This is a genomic window from Candidatus Aramenus sp. CH1, from assembly GCA_022678445.1.
Lineage (GTDB): Archaea > Thermoproteota > Thermoprotei_A > Sulfolobales > Sulfolobaceae > Aramenus.
Genome location: JALBWU010000009.1, coordinates 62,074 through 87,208, shown reverse-complemented (window position 1 = coordinate 87,208; position 25,135 = coordinate 62,074). Strand labels below are relative to the sequence as shown.

General features: G+C 48.8%; 27 protein-coding genes. 17 read left to right on the top strand and 10 right to left on the bottom strand.

The genetic code is table 11. The features are described 5' to 3' along the window. Window positions 1-5 precede the first annotated feature (5 nt). From MPF33_08890 to MPF33_08835, 12 genes are all read left to right on the top strand, one after another. The gene (locus MPF33_08890) at window positions 6-203 is read left to right on the top strand and encodes a SepZ protein (GenBank protein MCI2415337.1); all 198 of its coding nucleotides are present in this window, start codon (window positions 6-8) and stop codon (window positions 201-203) included. After that, window positions 194-802, top strand: coding sequence for a DUF1404 domain-containing protein (locus MPF33_08885; protein ID MCI2415336.1), 609 nt, complete (start codon window positions 194-196; stop codon window positions 800-802). Before MPF33_08890 ends, MPF33_08885 begins: the two co-directional genes overlap by 10 nt. A 99-nt stretch (window positions 803-901) precedes the next feature. After that, a complete protein-coding gene (locus tag MPF33_08880; protein ID MCI2415335.1) occupies window positions 902-1,054 on the top strand; it encodes a hypothetical protein in 153 nt (50 codons plus the stop codon). 11 nt (window positions 1,055-1,065) lie between these two features. Then, window positions 1,066-2,955 carry a hypothetical protein gene (locus MPF33_08875; protein ID MCI2415334.1) on the top strand — a complete coding sequence of 630 codons (1,890 nt, stop codon included), beginning with the start codon at window positions 1,066-1,068 and terminating at the stop codon, window positions 2,953-2,955. 35 nt (window positions 2,956-2,990) lie between these two features. Continuing rightward, entirely contained in the window at window positions 2,991-5,087 is a 2,097-nt protein-coding gene (locus MPF33_08870) for an AAA family ATPase (GenBank protein ID MCI2415333.1), read from the top strand. Between the two features lie 7 nt (window positions 5,088-5,094). Then, entirely contained in the window at window positions 5,095-5,373 is a 279-nt protein-coding gene (locus MPF33_08865) for a hypothetical protein (GenBank protein MCI2415332.1), read from the top strand. After that, the gene (locus tag MPF33_08860) at window positions 5,366-5,560 is read left to right on the top strand and encodes a hypothetical protein (GenBank protein MCI2415331.1); all 195 of its coding nucleotides are present in this window, start codon (window positions 5,366-5,368) and stop codon (window positions 5,558-5,560) included. The genes MPF33_08865 and MPF33_08860 overlap by 8 nt, the downstream gene beginning before the upstream one ends. 67 nt (window positions 5,561-5,627) lie before the next feature. Then, window positions 5,628-7,526: a 4Fe-4S binding protein gene (locus MPF33_08855; GenBank protein MCI2415330.1), complete on the top strand. Its 1,899-nt coding sequence runs from the start codon at window positions 5,628-5,630 to the stop codon at window positions 7,524-7,526. Between the two features lie 1,340 nt (window positions 7,527-8,866). Continuing rightward, on the top strand, window positions 8,867-9,049 hold the full coding sequence (locus tag MPF33_08850; protein ID MCI2415329.1) for a transposase: 183 nt from the start codon (window positions 8,867-8,869) through the stop codon (window positions 9,047-9,049). Window positions 9,050-9,279: 230 nt separating this feature from the next. Then, window positions 9,280-9,423, top strand: a complete 144-nt coding sequence (locus MPF33_08845; protein MCI2415328.1) for a hypothetical protein — start codon at window positions 9,280-9,282, stop codon at window positions 9,421-9,423. Between the two features lie 676 nt (window positions 9,424-10,099). Next, window positions 10,100-11,254, top strand: a complete 1,155-nt coding sequence (locus tag MPF33_08840) for an orc1/cdc6 family replication initiation protein (GenBank protein ID MCI2415327.1) — start codon at window positions 10,100-10,102, stop codon at window positions 11,252-11,254. 12 nt (window positions 11,255-11,266) lie between these two features. Continuing rightward, entirely contained in the window at window positions 11,267-11,605 is a 339-nt protein-coding gene (locus MPF33_08835) for a hypothetical protein (protein MCI2415326.1), read from the top strand. On the opposite strand, the gene MPF33_08830 is transcribed toward MPF33_08835, so the two are convergent. The 4 genes from MPF33_08830 to MPF33_08815 are packed head-to-tail and all read right to left on the bottom strand — an operon-like array spanning window position 11,602 to window position 13,378. Beyond that, complete coding sequence (locus tag MPF33_08830) at window positions 11,602-11,895, bottom strand: 4a-hydroxytetrahydrobiopterin dehydratase (GenBank protein ID MCI2415325.1); 294 nt, start codon at window positions 11,893-11,895, stop codon at window positions 11,602-11,604. The genes MPF33_08835 and MPF33_08830 overlap by 4 nt on opposite strands. Before the next feature lie 44 nt (window positions 11,896-11,939). Continuing rightward, window positions 11,940-12,749 carry a gamma-glutamylcyclotransferase gene (locus MPF33_08825; protein ID MCI2415324.1) on the bottom strand — a complete coding sequence of 270 codons (810 nt, stop codon included), beginning with the start codon at window positions 12,747-12,749 and terminating at the stop codon, window positions 11,940-11,942. Between the two features lies 1 nt (window position 12,750). Next, the gene (locus MPF33_08820; GenBank protein ID MCI2415323.1) at window positions 12,751-13,026 is read right to left on the bottom strand and encodes a hypothetical protein; all 276 of its coding nucleotides are present in this window, start codon (window positions 13,024-13,026) and stop codon (window positions 12,751-12,753) included. Continuing rightward, a complete protein-coding gene (locus MPF33_08815; protein ID MCI2415322.1) occupies window positions 13,010-13,378 on the bottom strand; it encodes an NfeD family protein in 369 nt (122 codons plus the stop codon). The genes MPF33_08820 and MPF33_08815 overlap by 17 nt, the downstream gene beginning before the upstream one ends. Window positions 13,379-13,412: 34 nt before the next feature. Here MPF33_08815 and MPF33_08810 point away from each other — a divergent pair, with 34 nt between their 5' ends. The 4 genes from MPF33_08810 to MPF33_08795 are packed head-to-tail and all read left to right on the top strand — an operon-like array spanning window position 13,413 to window position 16,795. Then, window positions 13,413-14,699 (top strand): thermopsin, encoded by a 1,287-nt coding sequence (locus MPF33_08810; protein ID MCI2415321.1) that lies wholly within the window; start codon window positions 13,413-13,415, stop codon window positions 14,697-14,699. Between the two features lie 23 nt (window positions 14,700-14,722). After that, window positions 14,723-15,523, top strand: a complete 801-nt coding sequence (locus MPF33_08805) for a slipin family protein (protein MCI2415320.1) — start codon at window positions 14,723-14,725, stop codon at window positions 15,521-15,523. 1 nt (window position 15,524) lies between these two features. Continuing rightward, entirely contained in the window at window positions 15,525-16,265 is a 741-nt protein-coding gene (locus MPF33_08800; GenBank protein MCI2415319.1) for a cobalt-precorrin-4/precorrin-4 C(11)-methyltransferase, read from the top strand. Then, a complete protein-coding gene (locus tag MPF33_08795) occupies window positions 16,262-16,795 on the top strand; it encodes a precorrin-2 C(20)-methyltransferase (GenBank protein MCI2415318.1) in 534 nt (177 codons plus the stop codon). Before MPF33_08800 ends, MPF33_08795 begins: the two co-directional genes overlap by 4 nt. Before the next feature lie 114 nt (window positions 16,796-16,909). On the opposite strand, the gene MPF33_08790 is transcribed toward MPF33_08795, so the two are convergent. From MPF33_08790 to MPF33_08770, 5 genes are all read right to left on the bottom strand, one after another. Beyond that, a complete protein-coding gene (locus MPF33_08790; protein ID MCI2415317.1) occupies window positions 16,910-17,314 on the bottom strand; it encodes a rhodanese-like domain-containing protein in 405 nt (134 codons plus the stop codon). A gap of 108 nt (window positions 17,315-17,422) precedes the next feature. Further along, on the bottom strand, window positions 17,423-19,615 hold the full coding sequence (locus MPF33_08785) for a xanthine dehydrogenase family protein molybdopterin-binding subunit (protein MCI2415316.1): 2,193 nt from the start codon (window positions 19,613-19,615) through the stop codon (window positions 17,423-17,425). A gap of 33 nt (window positions 19,616-19,648) precedes the next feature. Then, window positions 19,649-20,026, bottom strand: a complete 378-nt coding sequence (locus MPF33_08780) for a DUF2203 family protein (protein ID MCI2415315.1) — start codon at window positions 20,024-20,026, stop codon at window positions 19,649-19,651. A gap of 72 nt (window positions 20,027-20,098) precedes the next feature. Next, complete coding sequence (locus MPF33_08775) at window positions 20,099-20,791, bottom strand: TIGR00266 family protein (protein ID MCI2415314.1); 693 nt, start codon at window positions 20,789-20,791, stop codon at window positions 20,099-20,101. Between the two features lie 82 nt (window positions 20,792-20,873). Continuing rightward, window positions 20,874-22,796, bottom strand: coding sequence for a 4Fe-4S binding protein (locus MPF33_08770; protein MCI2415313.1), 1,923 nt, complete (start codon window positions 22,794-22,796; stop codon window positions 20,874-20,876). A gap of 138 nt (window positions 22,797-22,934) precedes the next feature. Here MPF33_08770 and MPF33_08765 point away from each other — a divergent pair, with 138 nt between their 5' ends. Next, window positions 22,935-24,299, top strand: coding sequence for a hypothetical protein (locus tag MPF33_08765; GenBank protein ID MCI2415312.1), 1,365 nt, complete (start codon window positions 22,935-22,937; stop codon window positions 24,297-24,299). Here the strand turns inward: MPF33_08765 and MPF33_08760 are convergent. Then, the gene (locus MPF33_08760; protein MCI2415311.1) at window positions 24,280-25,134 is read right to left on the bottom strand and encodes a hypothetical protein; all 855 of its coding nucleotides are present in this window, start codon (window positions 25,132-25,134) and stop codon (window positions 24,280-24,282) included. The genes MPF33_08765 and MPF33_08760 overlap by 20 nt on opposite strands. Window position 25,135: the final 1 nt, after the last annotated feature.

Here is a 25,135-nt window from a genome sequence, read left to right as displayed (position 1 = left end):
TAGATATGGCTGGAGTCAATTTCTCGAGGAGAGTCTTAGGGGCGGTAGTAGTAGTTCTGGGAGTTGTAGCGTGGGTAATAGACATCTTCCTAGTCCAGACCCTCCCCTACAGCCTCTACGCCGACGACGCCCTAGTAGCAATGGTTGTGCTGGCAGGGGCAGTGCTGGTAGCTGGGGGTACGTTGGCGGGGTTGTGGAATTGAAGGGGGCCCAAAGGTACCTCATTTTTGGTATTGCCTTGGTCGTAGCCTCAGTGAACCCCCTGTCAGAGCAACTGTACGGTCAGCTGGAGCTGGCCAAGTTCTCCTTCGACATGACGACTGTGTGGGGGTCAGCCCTCATAGGGATATGGCTCTACAACGTTCTCTACTCAAAGGGAGGTGGACTTGCCAACGCGATCCTCTCCCTGGACTACTCCACCAAGGGGCTCCTATTCACTTGGGTAATCGCAGGGGCGATAACCACCTACTGGTACCTCCCGGAACCTTTTGCATACAGCGTTGAGAGCGTATTGGGCAGGGCCCTCTGCACGGTAAGCTTCCTAGCGGCCGGAGTGTTCGCTGGATTGGGATGGGAGGCCATGGGCAACGCGTGGAAGAGCGCAACCCTCTTCTCCATGTTCAGCATGATGGCAGGGCTGGCCGAAATCTTCCTTGAGATGGCCTCCTACTACTCGGTCAACTTCTACCCAGTGTTCCCAACTGAGCAACTAATAGAGACCTCCTACGCCCTCTTCGCCATGGCTGCCTTCCCTTCCACCTATTACATGGTGAAGATACTGAGGGACCTTGACCTGTTCTAAGCAATTTTACTCAAAAATTACTTTTTATTTAATAAACTTTTATTTTTAGCCCAAGTAAAGCTTTTATACTTTATTACGAAATTATAGACAAGTGAGAGCGTGGCCCTGCTAGAGTCCGAGTTAATGCTATGGCAGATAAGCTTCCTACTAATGGCCCTAATTTACCCAATATGGTACATACTCCTCATAGTGAAGGCGGACAAGGACCCAATAGTGGACATAGAGAAATTGTTGAGGGACGAAGCGTACTAAGGTGAGGGCCAATGGATCCCCCCAACTTTTTTAGGCTTAAAAGGTACAAGTTTTTGTTTGCCTCCGTGTTCCTCGGCTACTTCTTTTTCTTCCAGATAGTTGCCAGGATTTTCCTGATCACGAGGATCGACTTCCCCCAAGGGGTTGGGGTAGTGGTATCCTCTTCTCCCCCTGTATCACCGCAGGACATGCCCTTCCCGCTCTGGGGGCCTTTCCTCTCAATCACTACGCCGTACTTCTCCTGGGCCATGACTCCCTTATCTCTTGGGGTGTCGTTCCTCCTGTCCTTCCTCGTTGCCTTGAATATAACGCTCTACGTCGCCTTCTACCAAGTGCTAAAACTTAGGGCGTTCCAGAGCCTGGTGTCCAGTCTGGGACTTATTGCCACGTCCCTCTCCTGCTCCTGCGAGTTCTTTACCGCAATGATAGGCTCTGCCTCCTCAAACCTACCCTTACTGTTCTCCACGCCTTTCATGGAGAGGCTATTCGAGGGGCTAGTGGTACTCGCTGGGGCACTACTGTCGCTCTCGACGTACGTCCTCTACTCCGAAGTTAAGGGGAGGGACGTACTAAGGGGGCTTGGGAGGGGGGTCTGGACCTACGCAGTTGTGATAGCCTCGTTTGTCGCCTCCCTGGCCCTGCCCACTAGCATATATTTCTCCTTCGTAAAGTTCGTACTGGGGATACTTGCAGGCGTAGGAATAGCGAGCGCACTAGGTAAGAGGTGGAGGCTCGGGATACCCGCGTCCTTTGCCCTAGTGATGGGGGAGCTATCTACCTTTAACCTCCTCTACGACCGCCCGTTCCTGCTCGTACCACTCTCCTTTGCCTCTGGCTTCCTGGCGGGGACTGGGTTCTCCTCGCTGAGGCCATGGGCGAGGCTGGGCATACTCCACGTCACAGCGTGGAGCTTGATAATGCCCGGCCCCATCTCGATCCTACTTGGCCAACCTATCCCATTCTTCAACTTCCCGGCAGACCAGCTCATGTACCTCTGGGTTGTAACTTGGGTGATGGGCACTCCCCTCGCGTGGTATGCCGGAGTGTACTACCTCCAGTACTTGAGGAGTAGTTCAGCCATAAGGGAAGTGAGGATAGAGCTACCGCAAGTGAGCAGTAGGGACCTAGGGCTTGAGCTCATTGTGGTAGGGGCGGTAACAGTGGTAGTACAAGTGGCCTATTTCCTCACCCACGTGCCGTACTACGTGGACTACAACGGCTTTGACCTGGCCAACCTCGCATTCATGACCGGGATATCCACCGCAATAATAACAGCCGGCTCCGTGGTCATGGGCTACGGGGTGGCCAAGCTAGTCAAGAACCTCTTCCACCTAAGCAGGCCCAAAAACTGGCTCAAGTACTCAAGTGTATTCGCGGTGTTCTTAGCCCTGCTCTCAGGGGTAGTGCATTTGGGAGTCTACGGCTACCCCTACCCCCCAGTACTCTTCGGCCTCTTCGGGATACCCATGTTCGAGCCCTCAGTGACGATATACGTCCCTCACGTAATAGGCCTCTACGTCTACCCACTGCAAGTCCTCCAGCTCACCTCTGCCTCCCTCATGGCGGGGGCCATAGCCTCCTACTCCCTGAGCTCTAGGGCTAAGGGGGTAAAGGGGCTCGTGGCAACTGTCGTGGGCCCCGTGGCGGTGTGCCCAATGTGCACCCTCTCCTCCTTCTCGGCCTACTCCCTTGGCGTCATAGGGGCGGCGATGGCCGGGACTTACTTCTCAGACTTCATCAACTCCCTTGGCGGACAGCTCGCTCTGACCTTTGCCTCCCAGCTCGTCCTCCTCCTGTTCACGGTATACTACGGAAGGAGGTCAAACGCCTTCCAAGTAGCCCCAAGGAAGGCGACCCTGAGGATAACTCAAAGCAATAAGGAGGATAAGGACATTAAGTAAAGCTTATTTTTAGTCAAAAACCATATAAAAACAAGATGGACAACTCGGTTTGCTTCCTAAGGGTCTACGCGGGCAGGACTAGACCCGATGTCATCCTAGTTGACCGTGGGTTAATGGTTTCCATGAAGCTCTTGCCCGGGGACGTGGTAGTGGTAATAGGAGAGAGACAGGTCCCATTCTACGTCCAGGAGAACAGGGACGAAAAGGGAGGGATAGTGGTAAACGAGGACAGGCTGAAGCTCCTGCGGGTCAGGGAAGGGGAGAAGGTGGCAGTGAGGAAGGTGGAGGCTGTAGAGCTGAAGGAGGTAACCCTTGCCCCTAGCGTCCAGAAGCAGTACGACCTCAGGAAGCTCAACGTGGAGTTAAGGGGGAAGCTTGCGTCAAGGGGCATAACTTTGGAGACCAGGGACGGAGACTTCCTCGTTACTTCCATGTCGCCCCAAGTGGAGGTGGGGAGGATCTCCTCTGCCACAGCCATAACTCTCGCCCCGGAGTCCCTAAAGATAGCTAAACTGAACGTCCCCTACGTCACCTTGGACCAAGTTGGAGGACTGGACAGGCAGTTGAAGGAGCTGATGAACATAGTGGAGATAGCCCTCGTGAGGCCCGAGGTCCTAAGGCCTTTGGGGCTCAGGCCACCCAAGGGGGTTCTCCTCTACGGTCCTCCGGGGACTGGGAAGACGCTCATAGCCAAGGCCTTAGCTAACGCGGCCATGGCCAACTTCTTCTACATAAGCGGTCCGGAGATAGGGTCAAAGTATTACGGGGAGAGCGAGAAGAGGCTCAGGGAGATATTCGAGCAGGCCGAGAAGAACGCCCCCTCAATCATCTTCATAGACGAGATAGATGCCATAACCCCAAACAGAGATCTCACCACGTCTGAAGCGGACAGGAGGATAGTGGCACAGCTCTTGACGTTAATGGACGGGCTCTCATCGGGCGACGGCGTCCTCGTCATAGGGGCCACAAACAGGATCAACGCAGTCGACCCAGCCCTCAGGAGGCCCGGCAGGTTCGACAGGGAGATCGAGATACCCGTCCCCGACAGGAACGGGAGGCTGGAAATACTCAAGATCCACTGCAGGAGGCTACCCCTAGACCCCTCCGTGAACTTGGAGTATCTGGCTGACGTGACCATCGGCTTCACCGGCGCGGACCTCGAGGCACTGGTAAGGGAGGCCACGATGAAGGCATTCAACAGGGCAAAGGGTGACCTCAACTCCCTAAAGATCACGCAAGAGGACCTCCTGCAAGCGCTGAAGTCAGTGGAGCCCTCTGCCCTCAGAGAGTTCAGGATGGAGATACCCAACACCAGCTGGGACGACATAGTTGGGCTGGACGAGGTAAAGGTGGAGCTCAAGGAAGTAGTGGAGTGGCCTTTGACTAAGCCTGAGCTCTACGAGCAGATGAAGGTGGAACTACCCACCGGGATCCTGCTCTACGGCCCTCCAGGGACAGGAAAGACCATGCTCGCCAGGGCAGTTGCACACGAGAGCAAGGCCAACTTCATCGTGGTCAACGGCCCCGAGCTTATGAGCATGTGGGCAGGGGAGACTGAGAGGCAGGTGAGGGAGGTGTTCAGGAGGGCCAGACAGGTGGCCCCGAGCATAGTGTTCTTCGACGAGATTGACTCCATGACAATGGTGAGGGGAAGCGACCCTAACAGGCTCACCGACAGGGTGGTTAGTCAGCTCCTCACAGAGATGGACGGGATAAGCAAGAGGAAGGAGAAGGTCATCGTCATAGCGGCTACAAACAGGCCGGACATAATAGACCCCGCCCTCCTGAGGCCTGGCAGGTTCGACAAGCTCATTTACGTCCCCCCGCCAGACGAGAGGGGAAGGGCTGCGTTGCTCGCTAGGCTACTGGAGAGGGTTCCTCACGAGGTGATGGACGTAAACAGGCTGGTGAAGCTCACTGAGAACTTCACTCCGGCTGAGATAAAGGGGGTAGTGAATAAGGCAGTACTGATCTCCATCAGGAGGGCCATAACGACTAACGGTAGCCCCAAGCTCGCAATGGAGGACCTCCTGGAGGCACTGAAGTACGTCAAGCCCTCCGTGAACAAGGCAATGCTGAGCTACTACGAGAGGTTCAGGGAGAACGCAGCAAGGGGTTTCTCCTACGCTTGAGTACTTCGTGGTCTTTGGGGCAATGGCGTACTCCTTGGTCGCCTCTGGAGTTATAACCCTCATCCTGCTTGGGGTGGCCGAGAACGAGGTGATAGAGGCGCTGAAGGTGAACCTCAGGGTGACCTCGAGAAAGGAGTTGAGGGCCATATTCCTCTTAACGCTCTTCACCATAATAGACGGAGTTCTTGAGGGAATCCTAGTGGGAGTGCGGGGAATACTTTTATGCTTTGAATCAATACCATTTATTGTGGTGCTGTTGAGTGGGAGGCTGAGCGGTTATGCCTAGCGAAGGCGGTTCAATAATAGTCCACATAGGGATAATAGGGATCCTGTTCGCCGCCCTCATCTTCTTCGACCAGTACGAGAAGAGCCCGCCCCTCTACTACCTTTTCTTCGCCCTCTCCGTGGCCCTCACCGCGGGACTCATATACCTGCTGATAATAAGGCCTGCACTGAAGTACTTTAATTTTTAGTAGATACCCAAAATATCAAAGCAAACTTTTTAAGTAAACTTTTTTACTTTACGCTAAAAGTTTACGTATGGAAGGCATGGGCTACGCCCTCTTTACCTTGATAGCTGTTTCGATGCTCTCCGTGATGCTCTACGCTGTGTATGAGATGGAGAGGTGGCGTTCGCCAAGGAGGGTCGCCGTCGCCTTGTACTTGACAGGCATGATGCTTACCATGAACCTAGGCGCCTACATCTACGTTGCCTTCCACGACGCCTTCTACGTCCTTGCATTAAACGGGGCCTATATGTTCTTCGGTCTCTTGGTTCTGCTGAACGTTAATGAGGTGAAGAAGGGTTGGGGGACCTATCTGGTCTTCTCCCTCCTCCTCGTCTCCTCTGAGGTGTTCATGGGCTCCCTGTTCTACTCGATGACAACGGGTAGGCCGGCTACCTTCGACTCCTCAGTGGACAGCCCTTGGTTCGTGGGGGTCATGTTGCCGGAGATGGTGTTCGCGTTGGCCCTTGCGTTTAAGAGGTCGGACAAGCACTTGAGGAGGATACTGCTGGCGGTCCTCGCCTTAATGCCGTGGTTCCCACTGGTCATGCCAGTGGACGTTGCCTTCTGGGGCTCCTCTGCGGTGATGATAGGCGCTACGGTGCTGGTGTACGATACCCTCTACGAGCAGAGGCTGAAGAGCTCGCAAGAGGTCTTCACGGTCCTGGAACTAATGGGAGCCTTCACAGCCATGATGGCAGGAGCCTTCCTGTTCTTCCTCACTGGGGATCTGACGCTGTACAACGCCTCAATGCTCACAACGATGGCCTGGTTCGTCTACAGGACGCTGGGTGGGCCTAACGGGAGGAGGGGCAACTACCTCAGGGACCCAAAGGTGGCCTTCGCCGTAATCTTCCTCACCTTCGTCATGGAGTTCTTCATGGGAGGAGTGCTGGACTTCGTGGAGGGGGTCTTTTCTCCCGGGGTAAACGGCTTCACCTCATCGCTGGCGTTACCGTGGGAGAGCCCCACTTCGCCTCTCAACGTCCTCTGGGACGGGGTAGACGTTGTGGGGTCTGTCCTGGGCTCCGTGTGGTTCCTGGTGATGATGGGGGTTGAAATGGGGTTCCTGGCCTTCAAGAAGATGATGGAGGTCAAGGTGAGGGAGGTGAAGGTGAGGATAGGGCTCATGATCTTAGCGTACTTCGTCTACACGGTGTACTTGGCAAGCTTCAGCCCCATATCCTCGGTCTCGATGTACATTCCATACATGTGGAGCATGGGAATCGGCACCTTGGGGCCAGTCAGCAACGCAGTGTTGGTTGGGCTCATGGGCACGTACGCAATTTACGGGGCCCTCTCCTTCTTCTTCGGCTCAAGGAATTTGTGCGCCGTGACGTGTAGTGCTCCCATGATGTACCAGGGGAGCTTCTACGACTCCCTCAAGGTCTACAACAGGACGTCGAGGCTCGCGAGGAAGGGGGTAACGAGCAGAACTGGGCCCGCGTTCAGGGCGGTGGCGCTGGGGGTCTCCCTGCTAGTCCTAGCCTTGGCAGTGGTGTCGTACTTAAACAGCGAGGGGGTGTTGAGGTTCACTGTAGCTGGCGTAGACGTGACGATGCTCTTGTACTTCCTGTGGTTTGACGTCCTGTGGTACGCCCTCTTCGTGTCCATACCCTTTGTGGGCACGTTTGCTTGCGTGACCTCTGGGTACTGCTACTGGGGCGTGTTCAACCAGGCAGTATCGAGGGTAGGGCTGTTCAGGCTCAAGGTGAGGAACCCGGAGGTGTGCCTTCACTGTCAGACCGTGGACTGCGCCAACGCCTGTCCCGTGGGGATAACAGACATGAGGGGGAGCTTCATAAGGAAGGGGGAGTTCAAGGCAATGAAGTGCGTGGGCATCGGGGAGTGCGTGGATGCATGCCCCCACCACAACGTGTTCTTCTACGACGTGAGGCACTGGGTGAGGGAGAGGTTTTCAAGGATAAAGTAGACCGCTATGTTCACCAGAAGGAAGCGCCATAAAAGGGAATTGTTTTTATATTTAAAACCTTAACCCCGCCTTAAAAGGCGAGACTTGCAGTTCTTTTCTTTATCATTTGCGATTTCGACGTGATCACCTTGTGGCTAAAAAGACCCTTTGCCGTACGTATAGCCTTCCGGTTCTTGGTACTCTATCTTTTAAAATTTTTAAAATATATCGCTCCTAAATAAAAACTATTTGAGCTTAATTTTAAACGAGAAGAAGATTGCTTAGGTTCGATATTTTTATCTCGAAGGACAAGAAATCAAGCGTTATTTTCACGCGGACTTTTAAAACACTAATATATGCGTTAAAAATTATTTAATTAACTCACGATTCTACTAAAATCTATTAATGATCTAAGCTTTGACGTGAGGGAAAACGAACTGCCCCTGTCCCAGATCTCCTTCACAGTTTTTTAGGAGAAACGGAACGTTCTAAATGTCCCAAGCTTTAGATGGCTTTTCCTCATTCTCTCCCATAAATGTTCGTTTTGCCTGGGACAAGCAAAGACTTAGAGAAGATGAAGAGCGAGAGCCGATTACCCCCGCAATGCCGGGGGAAGCGTCAAAACCGTCGTAGTAGGGCTCTTTCCTAGTGGGCACCAACAGAGGAAACTGAGGTAGCAGAGGAGTCCGCAAAGCTGTGGAACGAGACAAACTACGAAAAACAATTTCTTTCAGCAAAAGAAAGTGGTCCTCAAGGAAACGCGGAAAAAGCATTACGATAAGTACAAGAAGATTTTAGGGGTTGCTCAAGCCTTTATGCAGAAGAGCAACGAGGCTCGTCACTCTTCTCGTTACAAAGACAAAACCGCCGTTCACTAACGCGCCGCCAAGCTACTGGAAGGGGGAAGTTGATTCTAGCCGTTAGGCAAGACAGTTATAAGTTGACGAGGAAAGGCGCGTTCTCTTTCTAAAGGATTGAAAATTGAGATACCTTTGAAGGTAGGTTAAGGTGGTTTGTATGTGGACAACAATTTCGCTAATCTCCATAAAATTCAATTTTATTCTGACTTATACTTATAGATTTCTAGTAAATTGTAATATGAAGAATTTTTTAACTATATTATTGAGTTCCATGCTCGCTAGTCTTAAGCTCCTGGATGCTAATGTTCTCTTACTAATGAACTTGTCTAAAACATACTTTTCAATAAAGAAAATTCAATTTATATCAAAACAACTAAGTGGTTGTCTACACACGGTGGTTTAGTGCAAAAGGACGTTTAGAGATTCATGCTGAGGGCAATAGGTTTTACGCTACATTCCAGTTGACGTTCGTAGAACTGTTGCGAAGAAGATAAGTCAATTATGAACTCTATCGTCGTCCACGGCGAGAGAGATTCAGTTGAAAAGCCTAAAGGCGACAAGATCGCGTCAATTGACCTTGGCGTAAACGCGTTGGCTACTGTCGTTGTTGAGAGCTTACTGTTCTATTTTACCGTGGTTCAGCAGTTAAGAGCGAACTTCTACTTTTCAGGAGAGGATCGCTGAGCTTGACAAGTTGAAGAGCGAGACAGAAAAGGTCCAAAGAAGTGAAAGCTAGGGAAGAGGTGTTGAGGGGAAAGGGAAAGGCTTTTCTCGAAGATTCACCTAGGCTTCATCATTTACAGAACTTTAGCCTCTCACTTGGCTAACTCTTTGTGGTCTCTCGGCGTCTCCACGGTTTACTTGGGCTATCCTTACTTCATTCCTAGGACAAGGGTAACAAGCTCACTTCAAATTTGGTCTTTTCGCAAGTTGGCGCTATAGTGAACAAGTTTTACGAGCACGGCATAAAGACGTTTCTAGTTGTTGAGTACAATACTTCGCGTTTCTGCGCTTACCATAACGTTAAGGTTGGCAGAAATCCCAAGGGGTGTCGATAGCTGTCCTTTTGGTCGTTAACTTCACAGCGACGTTAGCGGAGCGTTAAACATTGTGAAAAAGGAAGATTGTCAACGCTTTGGCTCTTTCCTTTCTCTTCACATCACGGGGTATCTCCCTTAAGGGGGAGTAACGCTCAAGACCTATGCAGAACCCTCGCAGGGCAGGGAGTAGGTCAGTTTTAACCCCCCAGTTTTACAGTACAACAGCAACGTTTCTACAAGAATTTGCCCTAAAATCAGGTAAACTAAAATATTTGTCCAATACTCTGTTTTAATTTTTTCAATTGGTAATTCGCTTTGATCGATATTACCGATTTTAAGGTGTGTGACTGTGCATATGCAGAGTTCTGAGACGCGCTAACTTTCTTTTCCTGGCTATTGTTTGTATAATTAAGGTTACGTATATCCTGGTCCTCTTTGTAAACGGATAACGCTTGAAACAGTTGAAATTCACAGAGTGTGTCCCTACGTTAGGGAAAAAACATGGAGAAACGACGCAGATATACGGTAAAGCCTTCAACATTAAACTGGGGAGTTAAAGGTCTCTCAATCCCTTCCTAGTTCCACGTAGCATACGTCAGAACGCGTCTTGTATTACTTTCCCAGGTCAGCACCTAGGTTATACGTTTGCCAATTTTGGAAACAAGATTAAACTGGCGAAACAGAAGAAACAGACGTGATAAGGGAAGCGCTGAAAGGGGGTAAGGGAGAGGTAATAAAGAACCCTAAGGTCTTCATCGACCCTTTGTCCGTGTTCACTGACATACCTTACAGGGAGGACATTATCAGAGAGACCGCGGTCGCCATTAGGTACTTTGTTAAGAACGACGTTAAGTTCTCCACACTGTTTTTGGGGCTTACTGGCACTGGAAAGACGTTTGTGGCTAGGTATATTTTCAATGAGATCGAAGAGGTCAGAAAAGAGGACGAGGACTACAAGGACGTAAAGCAGGCGTACGTGAACTGCAGAGAAGTGGGTGGAACTCCTCAAGCTGTGCTGTCCGTGATAGCCGAGAAGTTGAGTAGTGGCATAGTCCCTAGGCATGGGGTCAACTTGGGCGAGTACATAGATAAGATAAAGAACTCCGTTAAGGGCAGGAAGGCCATAGTGTACCTGGACGAGGTCGACACTCTGGTAAAGCGACGCGGGGGCGACATAGTGCTTTACCAGCTTCTTAGATCCGAGGCAGAGATATCCTTGATAATGATAAGCAACGACATAAACGTAAGGGATTACATGGAACCTAGGGTACTCTCATCCCTGGGTCCCTCGGTTATCTTTAAGCCTTACGACGCCGAACAACTAAAGGAGATCCTGGCAAAGTACGCCGAGTACGGAATATACAACGGCAGTTACACGGACGACGTGTTAGCTTACATAGCTGCGGTTTCGGCCAAGGAACACGGCGACGCTAGGAAAGCGGTGAACTTGCTGTTTAGGGCTGCGCAGCTGGCCTCAGGCGAGGGGATAATTAGGAAGGAACACGTGGACAGGGCGATAGTGGAGTACGAGCAGGAGAGGTTAGTGGAGGCGATAAAGTCCCTCCCCTTCCACTACAAGCTCGCCCTTAGGGCCGTGCTAGACGCAGACGACGTGGTCACCGCGCACAAGATCTACATAGACTACTGCAACAAGTTCAGAACGAGGCCCCTCTCCTACAGAAGGTTCTCCGACATAATCTCGGAGCTGGACATGTTCGGCATAATCAAGATCAAACTGCTCAACAGGGGGAGGGCTGGAGGGATAAAGAAGTACGTGGAAGTGGAGGATAGGGAAAAGATCATAAAGGCCCTCGACAACTTCGCGGATCCCTTAGGGTATGAGCACTAGGAAATACTGTAGATGTACTGTAAGGTGGTCAAAACGCTCTGGGAGAAGGTGAAGGAGATAGAGGAGAGGCTTCAAAGGGTTAAAGAAGAGAGGGAGAAGATAGAGAGGGAGATAAGCTCTCTCCCAGAGGGGCACATTGACGCCAAGAAGATAGGTAACAACGTCTACTACTACTTGAGGTACTGGGAGGACGGGAAGCTGAGGAGCAAGTACATCGGCAAGGAGGGGTCGGAGATTGTAGAAAAGGTCAAGCTCAGTAACGAGCTAAAGAAAAGGCTGGTCATCTTAAGGGAGGAAGAGAGGAGGTTAGAGAGAGCACTAGAAAAAGTGAAAAACGCCATCGACATCTAGGACTTGACGTAGTTGCTCAAGTCGTCTAACTTTTGGGCTAGCTCAAAGTCGAGGTCGGTTAACCCTCCAACGTCGTGCGTTGTCAGTTCCACTACCACCCTGTTGTAGTACACGCAGACGTCGGGGTGGTGGTTTAGGCCATCTGCCACTGGTTGTACGAGGTTAAGGAATTGGATTGACTGCTTGAAGTCGTTGAACTTGAACTCCTTCCTGATTTTGTTCCCCTCGAGTCTCCACCCAGATAGGCCCTTAAGAGCCTGGTTTACCTCTTCTTCCGACAGTTTCTTCATAGTTGTAAATGGTAGAGGAGTTTTTTAAACGTTAATTAGGGGGACTAGATGAGCCCAGTGGAAATGCACTTGTCTCCCCATCCTCTCCTTACGCCCTCGACTATTGCCTTAACGTATTCCTCGGAGGGCTTTTCCTCACCTTCCTTGTAGTCGGAGACGTAAGCAAGCCCAAAGTACTCCTTTCCATTTTCGTCGACTACCTTGAACGTCTCCCTGACGTACCTTATCAAGTGTTCCTCGGCCTTGTCCAAAAAGTTAAGGTCGTCCTCGAACATGACGTACACGTAACCGCATATTCTCCCTCCTTCAAACTCCTTTATGTTTGCACAGTAACCGTACTTGCACTTTATGTTAAAGATCATCTTGTAACCAGGGAGTACTGCCTTAATCTCCTTGAGGATCTTCTTCACTCCCCTCTCCTTTAGCACGTTCAAGTTGGTGTTTTCCGCATAGGCGAAGTAGTTGATCACCCTAGGCATGCCAACGTAGGCTGCATAGTCGCCGCTCTCTATCTCGTCCCTATAGGAGATGTCTTGGTTGTACACGTATAGGTAAACGTTATCAAGGTAGTACTTCCTTTTTTGGTCAAAGTAGACCCTCGTCTTACTCCTAACGTAGAGGTCGTCTTCCCTACCTCTGTAGTCCTCTATCTCATCCAGTTTCCTCAATAGGTTCTCGTCTATCTCGTACACCTCCCCCCATATCACTCCGTCCCCTTTAATAACGCCGGGATAACTCCCCAGGTCGTACATCTTAAAGCCTTCAGTGTAGCCAAAACCAACGTACCTACTGTCCTTTAAGAAGTGGTGTAACTCGAAGCCGTACCTAAGGCTCCCGTAAACGAAAAGGTACAACCTACATACCCTCAATATAATCAAGCCAAAGACTTAATTCGCTTTCGCTCATCTTCTTCACCTCTCTGCCGTTTTCCACAACTATGGCTTTCTCTATTTCAACATAATCCTTTCTCTTAACCCCTATAATTCTAATTTCTCTTACTACTTCCTCTTCACTGAACGCTTCAGAAGGAGAAGGAGGGTAATATGTTATTGTGACTTCGTTGTAAGTCTCCACCACTGAATAGTTCCCCTGACCTCTCAACCTTTCTATTGCCTTATACGACAACCTCATCTCTATTTGCCTTCTTGACGACGAGTATAAATCCTTGTTTTCCGACCACTATCACGGGTTCCCCTGCGCTTATGGGCTCGTTGGAAACTGCTTGCCAATACTCCCCTTCTATAAGCACATAGCCTGGCTTATTAGGGGCTAAATCATCTACCGCCTTTCCCACCTTTCCAGCGTAACTATAGAAGTTTCTATGCCTTGTCTTTACAATGACGTACACCATTCTATATGTCAGGAACCCGATCAACGCCAAGGAAGGTATGTCCACTAGAGGATCAGTAATGTACCCCGTTACGATAAGTGCAATGATGACTACAATGATAATAATGATCGGGACAACTACGTGTGATGCCATAAATTTTTATTTGTTATAGTGTATTAAATAGTTTATGAAACAAGTATTGCTTATAATTCTCTTAATATTGCCAGTGATCGCATTGCCCGCCTTTCACTCACAAGCCTCGGCCTCCTATCCCACTGGGATGACCTTCTTCCCATTGACCTATAAGGTAACTTCCTCCTTGGTGGAGGGAGTTGCTTACGTCCGCAACCTCACCATCGGTCCCTCCTATTTACCCAATGGACAGTTTTTCGCCTCCGGGAACGCATCCCTACAGCTCAACGCAATGCTGAACGGTAGCTTTTGGGCACAAGACGTTGCCTTAATTCACCAAGTCAACTCGACGTATTTTCTGGTAACAATGGTAGTCAACTTCTGGAACCTTACTGGTCCCTTTGTTGGGGTTAGGAACACAACGACTTTCCAAGGACTTGGCGTGATCTGCTATCAAGGACCTACGTTTCCTGTAAAGACTCCCTTTAATTTGACTTTATTTATGACGTTAAACAGGAGCCTGGATTTCGGTTACAGCGTTAACGGCAAGGAAAAGATCTACCTTTCCCTTCCCTATTCGGGCTACTTTGTAATGGGTGGATTGAGCAAAATTGGGCTACCTAACGACTTGGAACTTGTTTGGGGAGGGCCTGGGGGAGGTAGCGTTGTTCAAATTAGCGGGGAAATCACGGAAAACCTTTACTACAAGTCCTCCTCTGGGTTACAAGTAGTACCAGACGCGTTAAGCGTAGGTCTGGACACAGCCGAGAGCGCTTACGGCCTCGCCGTATCCGGCAACTTGGACAACATATTCCACCCGTTCGCCGTCCTAAGCCCAGGGTACAACTCTCCCTCAGTGCTGTGGCCTATCCCTCCAAGCATATCTGTAACGCAACTGAACAAGACGCTCATAGTTAAGCTGAGCATTAACGATATGCCTCTTCCTGGCCAAGTTGTTGAAGTGCTGTATCCAACCATTACGGGTTTCAAGGTGGGCTTTGAAAATGTGACCAATGGGACGGGTTCTGTTGTGTTTCCTAACGCCTCTGCAGACGTGTACTCGGTTTACTATCCAGGCAACTTCAGTCTAGCCCCTAACTACTACGTTTCCTCTTCCATATCCCCAGCCCTTAACCAAGCCGTCTCAAAACTGGTCTCCGGCTTTGAGAACTTGCTGAACTTCCTCAGAAACTACAACTTCAAGAAGGCGCTTTCCTCAGACTTTACCCGCGTGGAGTACAAGGCCCCTCAATCTGAAGTAAACCTAACATTAATTGAATATATTTCCGCCTTCCTTGCAGGAGTTTTAATATCTGCAATCCTTGTTAAATATAAGTTTTAATTCTACAAACGCAAGTTACATCTATGGCAAGCGGTCCAGATGTAGGTCTAATAGTAGGGCTAGTGTTTCTATTAATAATAATTCTCGTCTTCGTAGGGCTATCGTTCAGGATCGTGAAGGAATGGCAAAGGGCAGTTGTGTTAAGGTTAGGTAGGGTACTGGGAGTTAAGGGTCCAGGAATAATATTCCTAATTCCATTCGTCGACAGACCGGTAATAGTTGACTTGAGGATCAATAACGTCGACATACCTCCGCAAACAGTGATAACCAAGGACAACGTAACTGTCTCCATAGACGCGGTGGTGTACTACAAGGTCGTAGACCCGATAAAGGCAGTGGCTAACATCTCCAACTACAACACCGCAGTGATCAACATAGCCCAAACATCCCTTAGGGACATAATAGGTCAGATGCTCCTTGACGAAGTACTTAGCGAGAGGGATGCAATCAACAAGAAGTTGCAGGAGATACTAGATAATTACACTGAGGGGTGGGGAGTGAAGGTAACTGCGGTAACAGTAAGGGACGTAAAGCTACCCGCGGATTTGAGCACTGCCATGGCGCAGTACGCTGCAGCAGACAGGCTAAGAAAGGCAAAGGTGATCCTAAGCGAGGGAGAAAGACAAGCAGCCTCTATATTGGCTGACGCCTCCAAGTCCTATAAGGACAATCCAATTGCCCTTCAGATTAGGTTCCTGGAGACCCTATCTGACATCTCCCAAAAGGGCGGACTGATAATCGTCGTACCAGCAGGACAAGAAATATATCCCACGATTTCCACAGCTATCGCGGCTGGCATCTCAAATTACAAGAAAGGGGAGTGACTTGAAAGTTTACATAGTGGGAGTGGGTCCAGGGGATCCTGAGCTCCTAACGCTGAAGGCCCTAAAGGTAATAAGGGAATCGGACGTAATTTTTTACACCGGTTCGTTAGTAAGCCCTGAGATTGTGAAGTTATTTCATGGAAAGAGGACTTTTGATACTTCCTCAATGGAAACTGAGGAAATAGTAGGACAAGCCGTTAAAGAGGCAAGGGAGGGAAGGAAGGTCTCGATAGTCCACGACGGCGATCCGTCAATCTACGGCGCCATCAGTGAGCAGGTATTTCTCCTAGAGAAAGAGGGACTCGAGGTGGAGGTAATCCCGGGGGTTAGCTCCTTCCAGCTCTCTGCCTCGTTACTTAAGCTGGAACTTACCTGCCCTCAAGGTCCCCAGAGCGTGATAATAACCAGACTGCCTTATAGGACAGACTACGAGAGGAAGATGGTACTCGACAAAAACGCCTCCATCGTAATATTCCTCTCTATTCATTTAATAGACAAGGTCAAGGAACAACTGCTCTCGGTGTTCCCTGAGGACTTCCCGGTGGCGGTCGTGTACCACGCTGGCTGGCCAGACCAGAAGGTGTTAACTGGGGAGTTAAAGGAACTGGACGAGCTGGTGAAGAGGAACAAGATCTACAAGACTGCCATAATAATAGTGAGCCAGTGTCTGAAAAGGGAGGAAAGGCGCAGCAACCTTTATTCTGGTTCCTTTACCCACTCTTATAGGAGAGCAAAGCAATGAGACTTTACGGAATAGGCGTGGGTCCAGGGGATCCTGAGCTCCTAACGCTGAAGGCCCTAAAGGTAATAAGGGAATCGGACGTGGTTGTAGTACCATATACGTCTCGCATGCTCACCTATAACGCAGTTAAGGACTACTTAAAGGACAAGGAAGTGATTCTCTTCAACTTGCCAATAAGGAGGAATAGAGAGGAGTATAAAAAGCTGACAGAACAGATCTCAAGTTACGATAAAGTAGCCTACGTAACCTTAGGTGACCCGGCCTTCTACAGCTCTTTTTATAGGCTGGCCGAGTTCTTGGAACCCTACGAGGTCGTCCCCGGGGTTACGTCTTTCTCGTGGTGTTCCGCTTTCCACAAGATCCCCATAGTCCTAGGGAGAGAAAACGTGTTAATATCTACAGAGTACCCTCCAATGCGCGTCGACAAGGTAATCGTAATGAAAAGGGAAGAGAAAATAGGGACTTACTGCGGAAACGATTACTTTACCGTGTCTATACTTAAAAAACAGCTCAGAGTTCTAGAGCGCTGAGCACCATGTAGTCTTCTAGATCCATGTATTCTATCATGTGGTACATGTATATCATAAGTACAATTTGTAGTCATGCTTTAAAAATAATTGCATGTTGAGCCTATAGACAGATGTCTATTGGTTCATCTCCTTTTCTAGCCACTCCTGCCACTTGAGGCCGTTTTCGTCCATTCCGCTCTCCACTTCGTATCCCATGCCCATCCAAGCCATAATGCCTCCAGGCATGTATATTGCCTTCTTCTTATACACGTGTGGCATACCGTAGGTAGCAAACCTAGCCCTATTACCGTGTTCGCAAACCACTGCAACGTCCTTTTCTGGAAGGTATTTGGCTAATACCTCTAGGTAGTCCAAGGGCACAAGGAGAGCCCCAGGTATGTGGTGGTCTTCATATTCTTGTGGCGTTCTAACGTCTAGGATCAAGACATCGCCTCTTTTCCATAGCCTTCTGACAACTGATGCAGGTAAGTCTATTATGTGTCTGTAGAACGGAGAGCTATACTCCTCTATAACTTGCATATGTGTAATTGCATTAACAGAGTTAAAAGATCTTCTAGAAAAACTCGTATAAACTTTATTATATTAAAAAAATATAAGAAATTTAAAACAAGAAAATCTAAAAAGGGGTTAGAGATCCCATGGTAAAGTCGGCAACTTGGTGAGCCTCTTGCCTATCGCCTTTTCCATGGCCCTCAGCACCGATGGAGGTGTACCTATGGTGGCCCCCTCTCCAATGCCCTTAGTTGGTAGCGGAGCGTCTGACTTGCCCTTCTCCATGTACTCCCACTTTATGTTGAACGCCTCAACTGCGGTTGGTATCATGTAGTCCCCAAATGTACCAGTTAGTAGGTTTCCCTCCTTGTCGTGGACTACTTCTTCGAGTACTGTCTCGCCAAACCCCTGGATTACTCCTCCCATTACTTGACCCTCTGCTAGCATTGGGTTCACTACTAGCCCTATGTCGTCTATTGCGTAGTAGTCTAGGACCTTTACGAAGCCCGTGTCGTCTACCTCTACTAAGGCCACGTGGCTTCCATATGGATACGTTAAGTTGTCAAGCCCAAAGTACGCCGTTCCCTCAAGTCCGGGCTCTTCCTTATACCTCCACACACCTCCTAGAACTGACATGCTTTTTGCTGCTATTTCCTTTAGCGTCATGGACTTCCCTGTCTTCGGGTTGACGACCTTGCCGTCCTTGTACTCCAGCTCCTGTGGGTCGCTCTTGAGGAACTGGGCTGCTAGTCTTATCGCCTTTTCCTTCACTTTCCTTGACGCCAGTAGAGCAGCGTTTCCTGCTAACGTTAGGCTCCTGCTACCGTAAGTTCCGTAGCCCTCGCCTATGGTACTCGTGTCTCCCCATACCACGTCAACGTTTTCTATGTCCACTCCTAGCTCGTCCGCTACTATCTGGGCAATTCCTGTAGCCGTACCTTGACCGTGAGGTGCAGCCCCAATTATTACTAGAACTCTACCGTCTCCCCTAACCCTCACAGATGCGCTCTCCCATGGTCCGAAGTTGTTCATCTCTAGGTAGAAGGAGAAGCCCACTCCCACTTTCCTTCCTTCGCTCCTCAACTTCTCTGCCTTTCTCTCCATTTCCCTGTAGACTTGTTCTGCCTTGTTCAAGAGGGACGCGTAATCTCCATTATCGTACTTAACTCCGAAGGGATTGACGTAAGGAGTGCTCTTAATTAAGTTCTTTCTCCTTAGCTCTATCTCGTCCATCTTTAGCTCGTCCGCGAGTATGGACATAATCCTCTCTATGACGAACGTGGCCTCAGGCCTTCCTGCTCCCCTATACTGGTCAAGGGGAGTCTTGTTAGTGTAGACGCCGTAGACCTCTACCTTAATGTCCCTAATGGAGTAAGGGCCAGGGAGCATCTGCGCGGTTATGTCAGCCAAGTAGGTACCATGGGAAGCTGCCCCTAGGTCTATTATCAGGTCATCAACAATGCCCGTCAAAGTTCCGTCTCTCTTGGCACCCACCTTCACCTTGTGTATTTGCCCTCTTGCATGGTAGGTCTGTCTGATATCCTCACTCCTTGTAGCTATCCACTTCACCGGTCTTTCGTAAAGCAGGCTGGCGTAGACAGTTATGTAGTCTTCTGGGTAGGGGAAGAGCTTAGAGCCAAACGCACCACCAATATCTGGCTGTATAACCCTAATGTCCTTTACCTTGTCAGCAAAGGCGTCCAACAAGTACCTCCTCGTGTAGTGGGGAGACTGAGTTGACAAGTAAACGGTCAAGAAGCCCTGTTGGTATACTGAGAGGACTCCTCTTGGTTCCATGGCCGCCGGGTAAACCCTGCTTATGACAAGCTTCTCCTCAAAGGAGATGTCAGCTTCTGAAATTGCCTTTTCCGGGTTTCCAGAAGAATAGGTCTTCCTGTATGCAACGTTACTTTTTCCTTCCACTGCTTTCACGTCGTCCTTAAGTGCCTCCTCAGGGTCGGTCACAGCGGGTAGGCTATCGTAGTCTACTTGTATTAGCTCTGCCGCGTCGTAAGCAGTGTACTTGTCCTTCGCCACAACTGCGGCTACCGGTTGCCCCACATATAGTAGTTCAGTCTTAGCCATGGGGAAGTTGCTAGGCCTGTTTTCGACTCTCAAGTTGAGGCCTGTAATTACGCCTACAACCCCGCTTAACTTAAGGGCGTCAGAGACGTTTACCTTCTTTAGTGTGGCGTGGGCTACAGGGCTTCTAACTATGGCGAGGTATAAGGTCCCGGGAAAATCTATGTCGTCTACGTATTTACCTTGTCCGGTTATGAGCTTTGGATCCTCCTTCCTTTTGATCCTCTTCCCTATGTACCTCGACATATGGCTAAATAAGCAGATGGACTTAAAATTTGTTTACAAGAAGCTAAGGATATCCTCCTTTCCCGTGATTTCCTTTCTCCCTCTGAACCCCTCTTCTACGTAGTGCCAGTACCTTATGTCGTCCTCGTCCACTTTCCAGCACAAGTACGCTGGCCTCCCATTTATTACTGCAGGAAAATCTACTAGTCCAATATCCGGATTCCTAAGTATAATGCCTTTCCCGGTTATCTCCCTCACGATCTTGTCGATGTTAGCTGCGTATTTCTCCAGTTCTTCTTTGTTTCCATTAACTAGCACTATCTCCGTGGAGTACCTTAATTGCTTTAAGGTCTGTAGTTCGCTCTTGAGCCACGGTAGGAGCTTTCTCGCCGATTCTAGGTCGAAATATATGTACTCGCTGTCCTCGCTCATAATAGTATCTTTTCGTTTACTCCTTTAAATATTTAGACAAAAAGATTAAGGACAAAACATAGTAAAAATGAATCAAATTCCCAGTCCTATTCCTCCCTGTTGCCCAGAAGGAAGGAAGGGAATAAGGGAGCTCGCCAATTGCTCGGCAGTTAGGGTGTGTATCCACACTCTCCCTGGCCCGGAGATCGTGACGAAGAATAAGCCCTCGCCGCCAAATAGCATCGTTCTAAGTCCTCCTACTAATTGGACGGAATAATTCATCCCTTCCTCAAACGCTAGCAAGTGGGAGGCTTCCACTTGTATTGCCTCACCAGGGGCTAGGTCTTTCACTATTAGCCCTCCGTAGGCGTGAAGGAACACGTTCCCTACACCTCTAAATTTTGCCATGAAGATGCCTTCCCCTCCCAGTATACCTGCCGAGAGTCTACTCATAGTCGCTTCGTACTCCACTGACGTCTCTGCCCCAAGGAAGGAGTGGGACTCTGCAAGTATTCCCCTTCCCTGTAACTGTACGGGGAATATCTTCCCTGGGAACGCCCCTGAAAGGACTACTTCTCCTGGCCCATAGAACTCCGTTACAAAGAAAGACCCCCCAGTGAGAGCCCTCTTTATGCCGGATAAAATCCCTCCTCTTAGCTTTGTCTGTAGCCTAACAGAGTCGGACTTAATCACCATGTGTCCTGCGTCAGCGTAAAAACCTTCGCCCGGAGCAAGCATAACTTTCAAATACTGGAGGTCATCTCCTAAAATTTGATATTGTGGCATGTAGTTACATTAGTTATTGGCATAAAAAAAAGATGATGTGCCTTACAAGGGCTGAAGGGTGAAGAAAAGCTCCTGCTGATCCCTACCTAGTCTTAAATAAGCTCGTTACGTCGAAGATGTAGAGATTATTGTATGGACAAGCTTCCACGCAATCCCCACACCCTACGCAACTAATCCTATTACTGTACCCCTTATTGAGGACGTCCTTCCTTATCTCTATCTTCTGAGGGCATGCTTTCTCGCACGACAGACTTTGGCATGCCTTGCAGTCGCTGACGTCCTTCGCCTTTACCTTAAACAGGACTTTATTAAAGATCCCGGTAAACGTCCCGAAACCACACCAACCCTGCCTAGAGCACGAGTAAGCCCCAAATACTGGCGTTAGGAAGAACATAAACCACCATACGTAATTTAAGGTGAACATGCCGAACAGATCTAAGGGGTTTACGCTTAGCATACCTAGCTTAGGAGGTTTAGCGATCCCTACCTCGATTAGCACCCAATAAGCCATGGCAAGGATCATCAGCGAGAATGGGGCCCACCTAAAGTAGTTCCAGAACTTGTGGTCTTTCTTGGGCTTAAACTGGTCGTAGAACACGTTAGTCCACATGTGGGCAGACATGCACGCGAGGTTGCAGTAAGCCCTCTTCCCAAACAGGGAAGAGGATAAGATCACCGCTGCTAGAGATACTGCGAAGGAGACTAACGTCACTGGGAATATCATTCCGCTCATCCCAAACACGTAGAAACTTGTGTAGTACGGGATAAGCCAGACGAAGAGTGGTATTCCGGCTATAATACCCAATGTCCACGACTTAAGGCTCCTGTTCTTAAGGCTTTTGTATCTCTCGTATACGAGATAGGACATCTCAGCCCCCATCATTATAACGTAAAAGGGAGCCATGGTTGTCATCATAATTAACATGTAAGAGCCCCAGAAGTCGGCGTAAAGCAAGTTATGGGAGGAGGTAAGTGCGTTCTTGAATGTCATCACTGTCATTGAGTATGGGTTCATTGGGAAAATCCACCAGAATGGGTTAGAGAAGGGACTTCTCATCATCATATGTCCATTCATCGACATCATCTTAGAGGGATGGAAAATCGCGTTGGTAACGTTAAAGCCCAAGACGCTCTCCCCAAATCCCATTGCTAGCTCAGCCAAGTTTGCTAAGGTCATAAAGGCTATTGGGTACTTGAGTCCAGTTACCCTCCGGTCCGAGAACTTGTAGAAGGTCAAGATAAAGTACCAGAACATTGAAACAACCATGGCTATGCTAATGAGAGTGAGGTCGTTGCTAACTGAGAATTCTGACAGCCCCAACATCATGAGGAAATCGAAGCCTGAAAGTGATATGGCCAATAGCTGCGCATTGAAAGAAGCTCTCCTGATCTGGATTAGGTAAAGCATTACGATATTCACTATCATGAACAGCGATGATACTATGGAGCCTATGAGCTGAGCCTCCATCCTAAGGGTGTAGAAAACGTTAGGCATGAATACCATGGACGAGGCAAACGTGAACATGCTAAATTCTGTAATGTTTCTCGGCTTCGAAAGTAAGAGGAAAAATACGGCGTCTGCCAGCATCATGGCACCAAACGCTGGATTACTCACTGAGGCTATGAGGAAATCAGCTCTAGGCCCAAAGGCTAGAGAGTAAGCGTAGCCCATGGACAACTCGTCTATTAACACGGTAAGGGCTAGCGTCATAGAAGACGTCTTGTCCTCCCTCCACGCTACCACCCTGTCCTTTCCTACGACCGAGAGTAGGATGGGTATAGATGCTACAATTAAGGAGATTGGCTCCACCATTAGTGAGCCGTGGAGGAATAGCACATAACCTATATCGGAGGCCTCCATCGCCATGTACAGGAGTATGGAGGATAGGAAAAACACGGCCTTTCTATTAACAACTCCTTTACGTAGAACGTAAAACAGGATCACGAAGTTACCTATCATGTCTCCAACTATGTAGAGCAGAATTACTGCCTGGAGGAACTCCATATATAGGATTGTAAATTAGGAATATTTAAGTCTATATTAATAGAGTATTAATATTCAAAAATATCTCCACAACTTTTTTAGTTAAATCGCGAAGGTTAATTAGCTGAGCTTTATAATTCCTAGCTCAATTTGAGCTCAATGAAAAAGATAGTGAGGGAAGTTTCCTCCATCATACGAAAGGCTAACAGAGGAGTTGTCGTGTTGCCGGGGTTGAGCTTTGACGTTTGGTATCACCTGTTTAAAGAGCTCGACGAGGATTTCATTTTAGTAACGAGAGACCCGGAACTAGAGTCAGCCAAGGGCTCACTTAGGGTTTCCAGAGATTTTGTAGGAGGGAGCAAGAAATACGTGGTAGATTTGTCCTACTTGCTTGAGATGAGCCACTTTAGGCTCCCGAGGAACGCGGTGTGCATCGTGGAGGCACCTAGTAGGGCACTTGTCCTCAGAAACAAACTACTTAGGGTTTACTATTCAGAGGACTTGATAAGGGAAAAGTACCTGCCTTCGTTTAAGGTGATAAGGTACTCCGCGAGTAGACGCTTGCCTCAGAGCAGGGCATTTAAGGAAAGGGTGGAGAAGGTAAAGGAAATTTACGAAAGGTTCGGCGGGTTCACCGTTGTGGCACCTAACTCCAAGGAAAGGGACATGCTTAGGCACTACGGGATTAAGGCAGTTACGGATCTAAGGGAAGTAAAGGACAATAGGGTGATATTAAGCAGGGAAATAACTACCATGCCGGCTTACCTTTACTTGAGGAACAAGCTATGGGGAGGGGTTTTAGTGGACTTGACCAACACTACCAAGCTCTACGAGGAATGGGAGAAGGTAAGACTAGGGGAGCTCGGCTTTTACAAGTTAAGTCAGAGGGACTTTAAGGGATACGACACGGAGCAACTCAACTCCGTAAAGGGCTTCTCCCTAAAATTAGAAGAGGAGTTTAACGTAACGCCCAGGCGTGACGTTACTAAGGTTAAGCTAATCGGAGGGAAGGTGCTTGCCGGGGGAAGAGAGCTAGGAGAACTATACGTGGCGAAAAAGCGAGTTAACCTTAACGTGAAGTGCAAGGAAGAGACCCTCTATTCCTCTGCTCAACTTTCCTTAGGTCACTTCCTTTTCCCTCAGTCATCAGGCAGATGTAGCGTTTTTACGGCATGTATGGAGGTAGAAAGGAACAAGGACCTCTGCCTCAGAATGTCCTTTGAGGCGTTCTTGCTTTCAAGAGACTACGTTGAGGCGCTTAAAGAGATTGACCTCAAAAAGGCAGCAAGTTTAGTTGTGAGTAATAAAGTGGTAAAAGGAGCAACCAGGGGGAAAGAAACAATAGAGGTAAAACTTCTCGATCTCTCTTACGTCTTTGAGCTATCGAGGGAGGACAGCTATATTAAGGTATTATGTATCACTTGCAACAAGTGTCTAAGGGTGAGAATTAGGGGGGATATAGAGTCCACGAAGAGTGTACTAGTAGACGCCATCTATGGGATCCTCAAGACTGAGGTACCCTAAACACCTTGCCTAGTGCGAAGTCTTCGTCGTTGGTTGATATAAGGAAAGTGGAAGGATTACCTAGGATCAACTCCTTTACCTTTTCCTTATTCTCCTTGCTCAAGTTTGCCTCAGGGTCTTCTATTACAAAGAAACCCTTAGAGCCCTCCAAGAGGAACTTCAGCGGGAATAGGCTGAGAGTCTCTGGGTCAGCGTTGTATAGGAGACTCCCGTCGAGTACTAGACCCTCTGGACTAGTAGTTATCTTCCTCCCGTAGAAGTCGTAAACGCTTCCTTCCATTAACACTATAGAGTTTACGAACTCAGAGATAACCCCCAAAGTCTTAGGTATCCCTGGTGCTCCTTCGTTCCTCAAGATCAGAAACCTATTGAACGCAGCGATTAGCCCTGACCTATTGCCGAGGACGACAAATGGCCTTACCTTCTCAATCGAATCGAAGTAAAAGGAGTCCACCTTGATCAGACCGGCGAGGGAGTTTTCCGCGTTGAGTCTCTCCTTCAGCTCAACGTTAACTGAGAACTGCCTCTGGTTTAGGGCCACGTTCACAGCGAGTTTCTTAAATTCAACTCTTATTGTAGCTTCAGGAAACACTATTTTCTCCACCTCTATCTCCGAAGTAATAAGCCTAGACATCTCCCTTTCAAAGGAGTTCTTCCAGGAGTCTATGACATCGCCTTTAGGAGGACTGCCATACAGTCTTGGAATGGAATAAAGCGCCTTTAGCACGTAATATACCGCCCTTCCTATCTCGTACCTAGCAGTACCTCCCATAAGGGTTACGATCTTGTCCTTTATTTCGATCTGGTTTCCCTTGTAATAGACCGTTATTTCCATA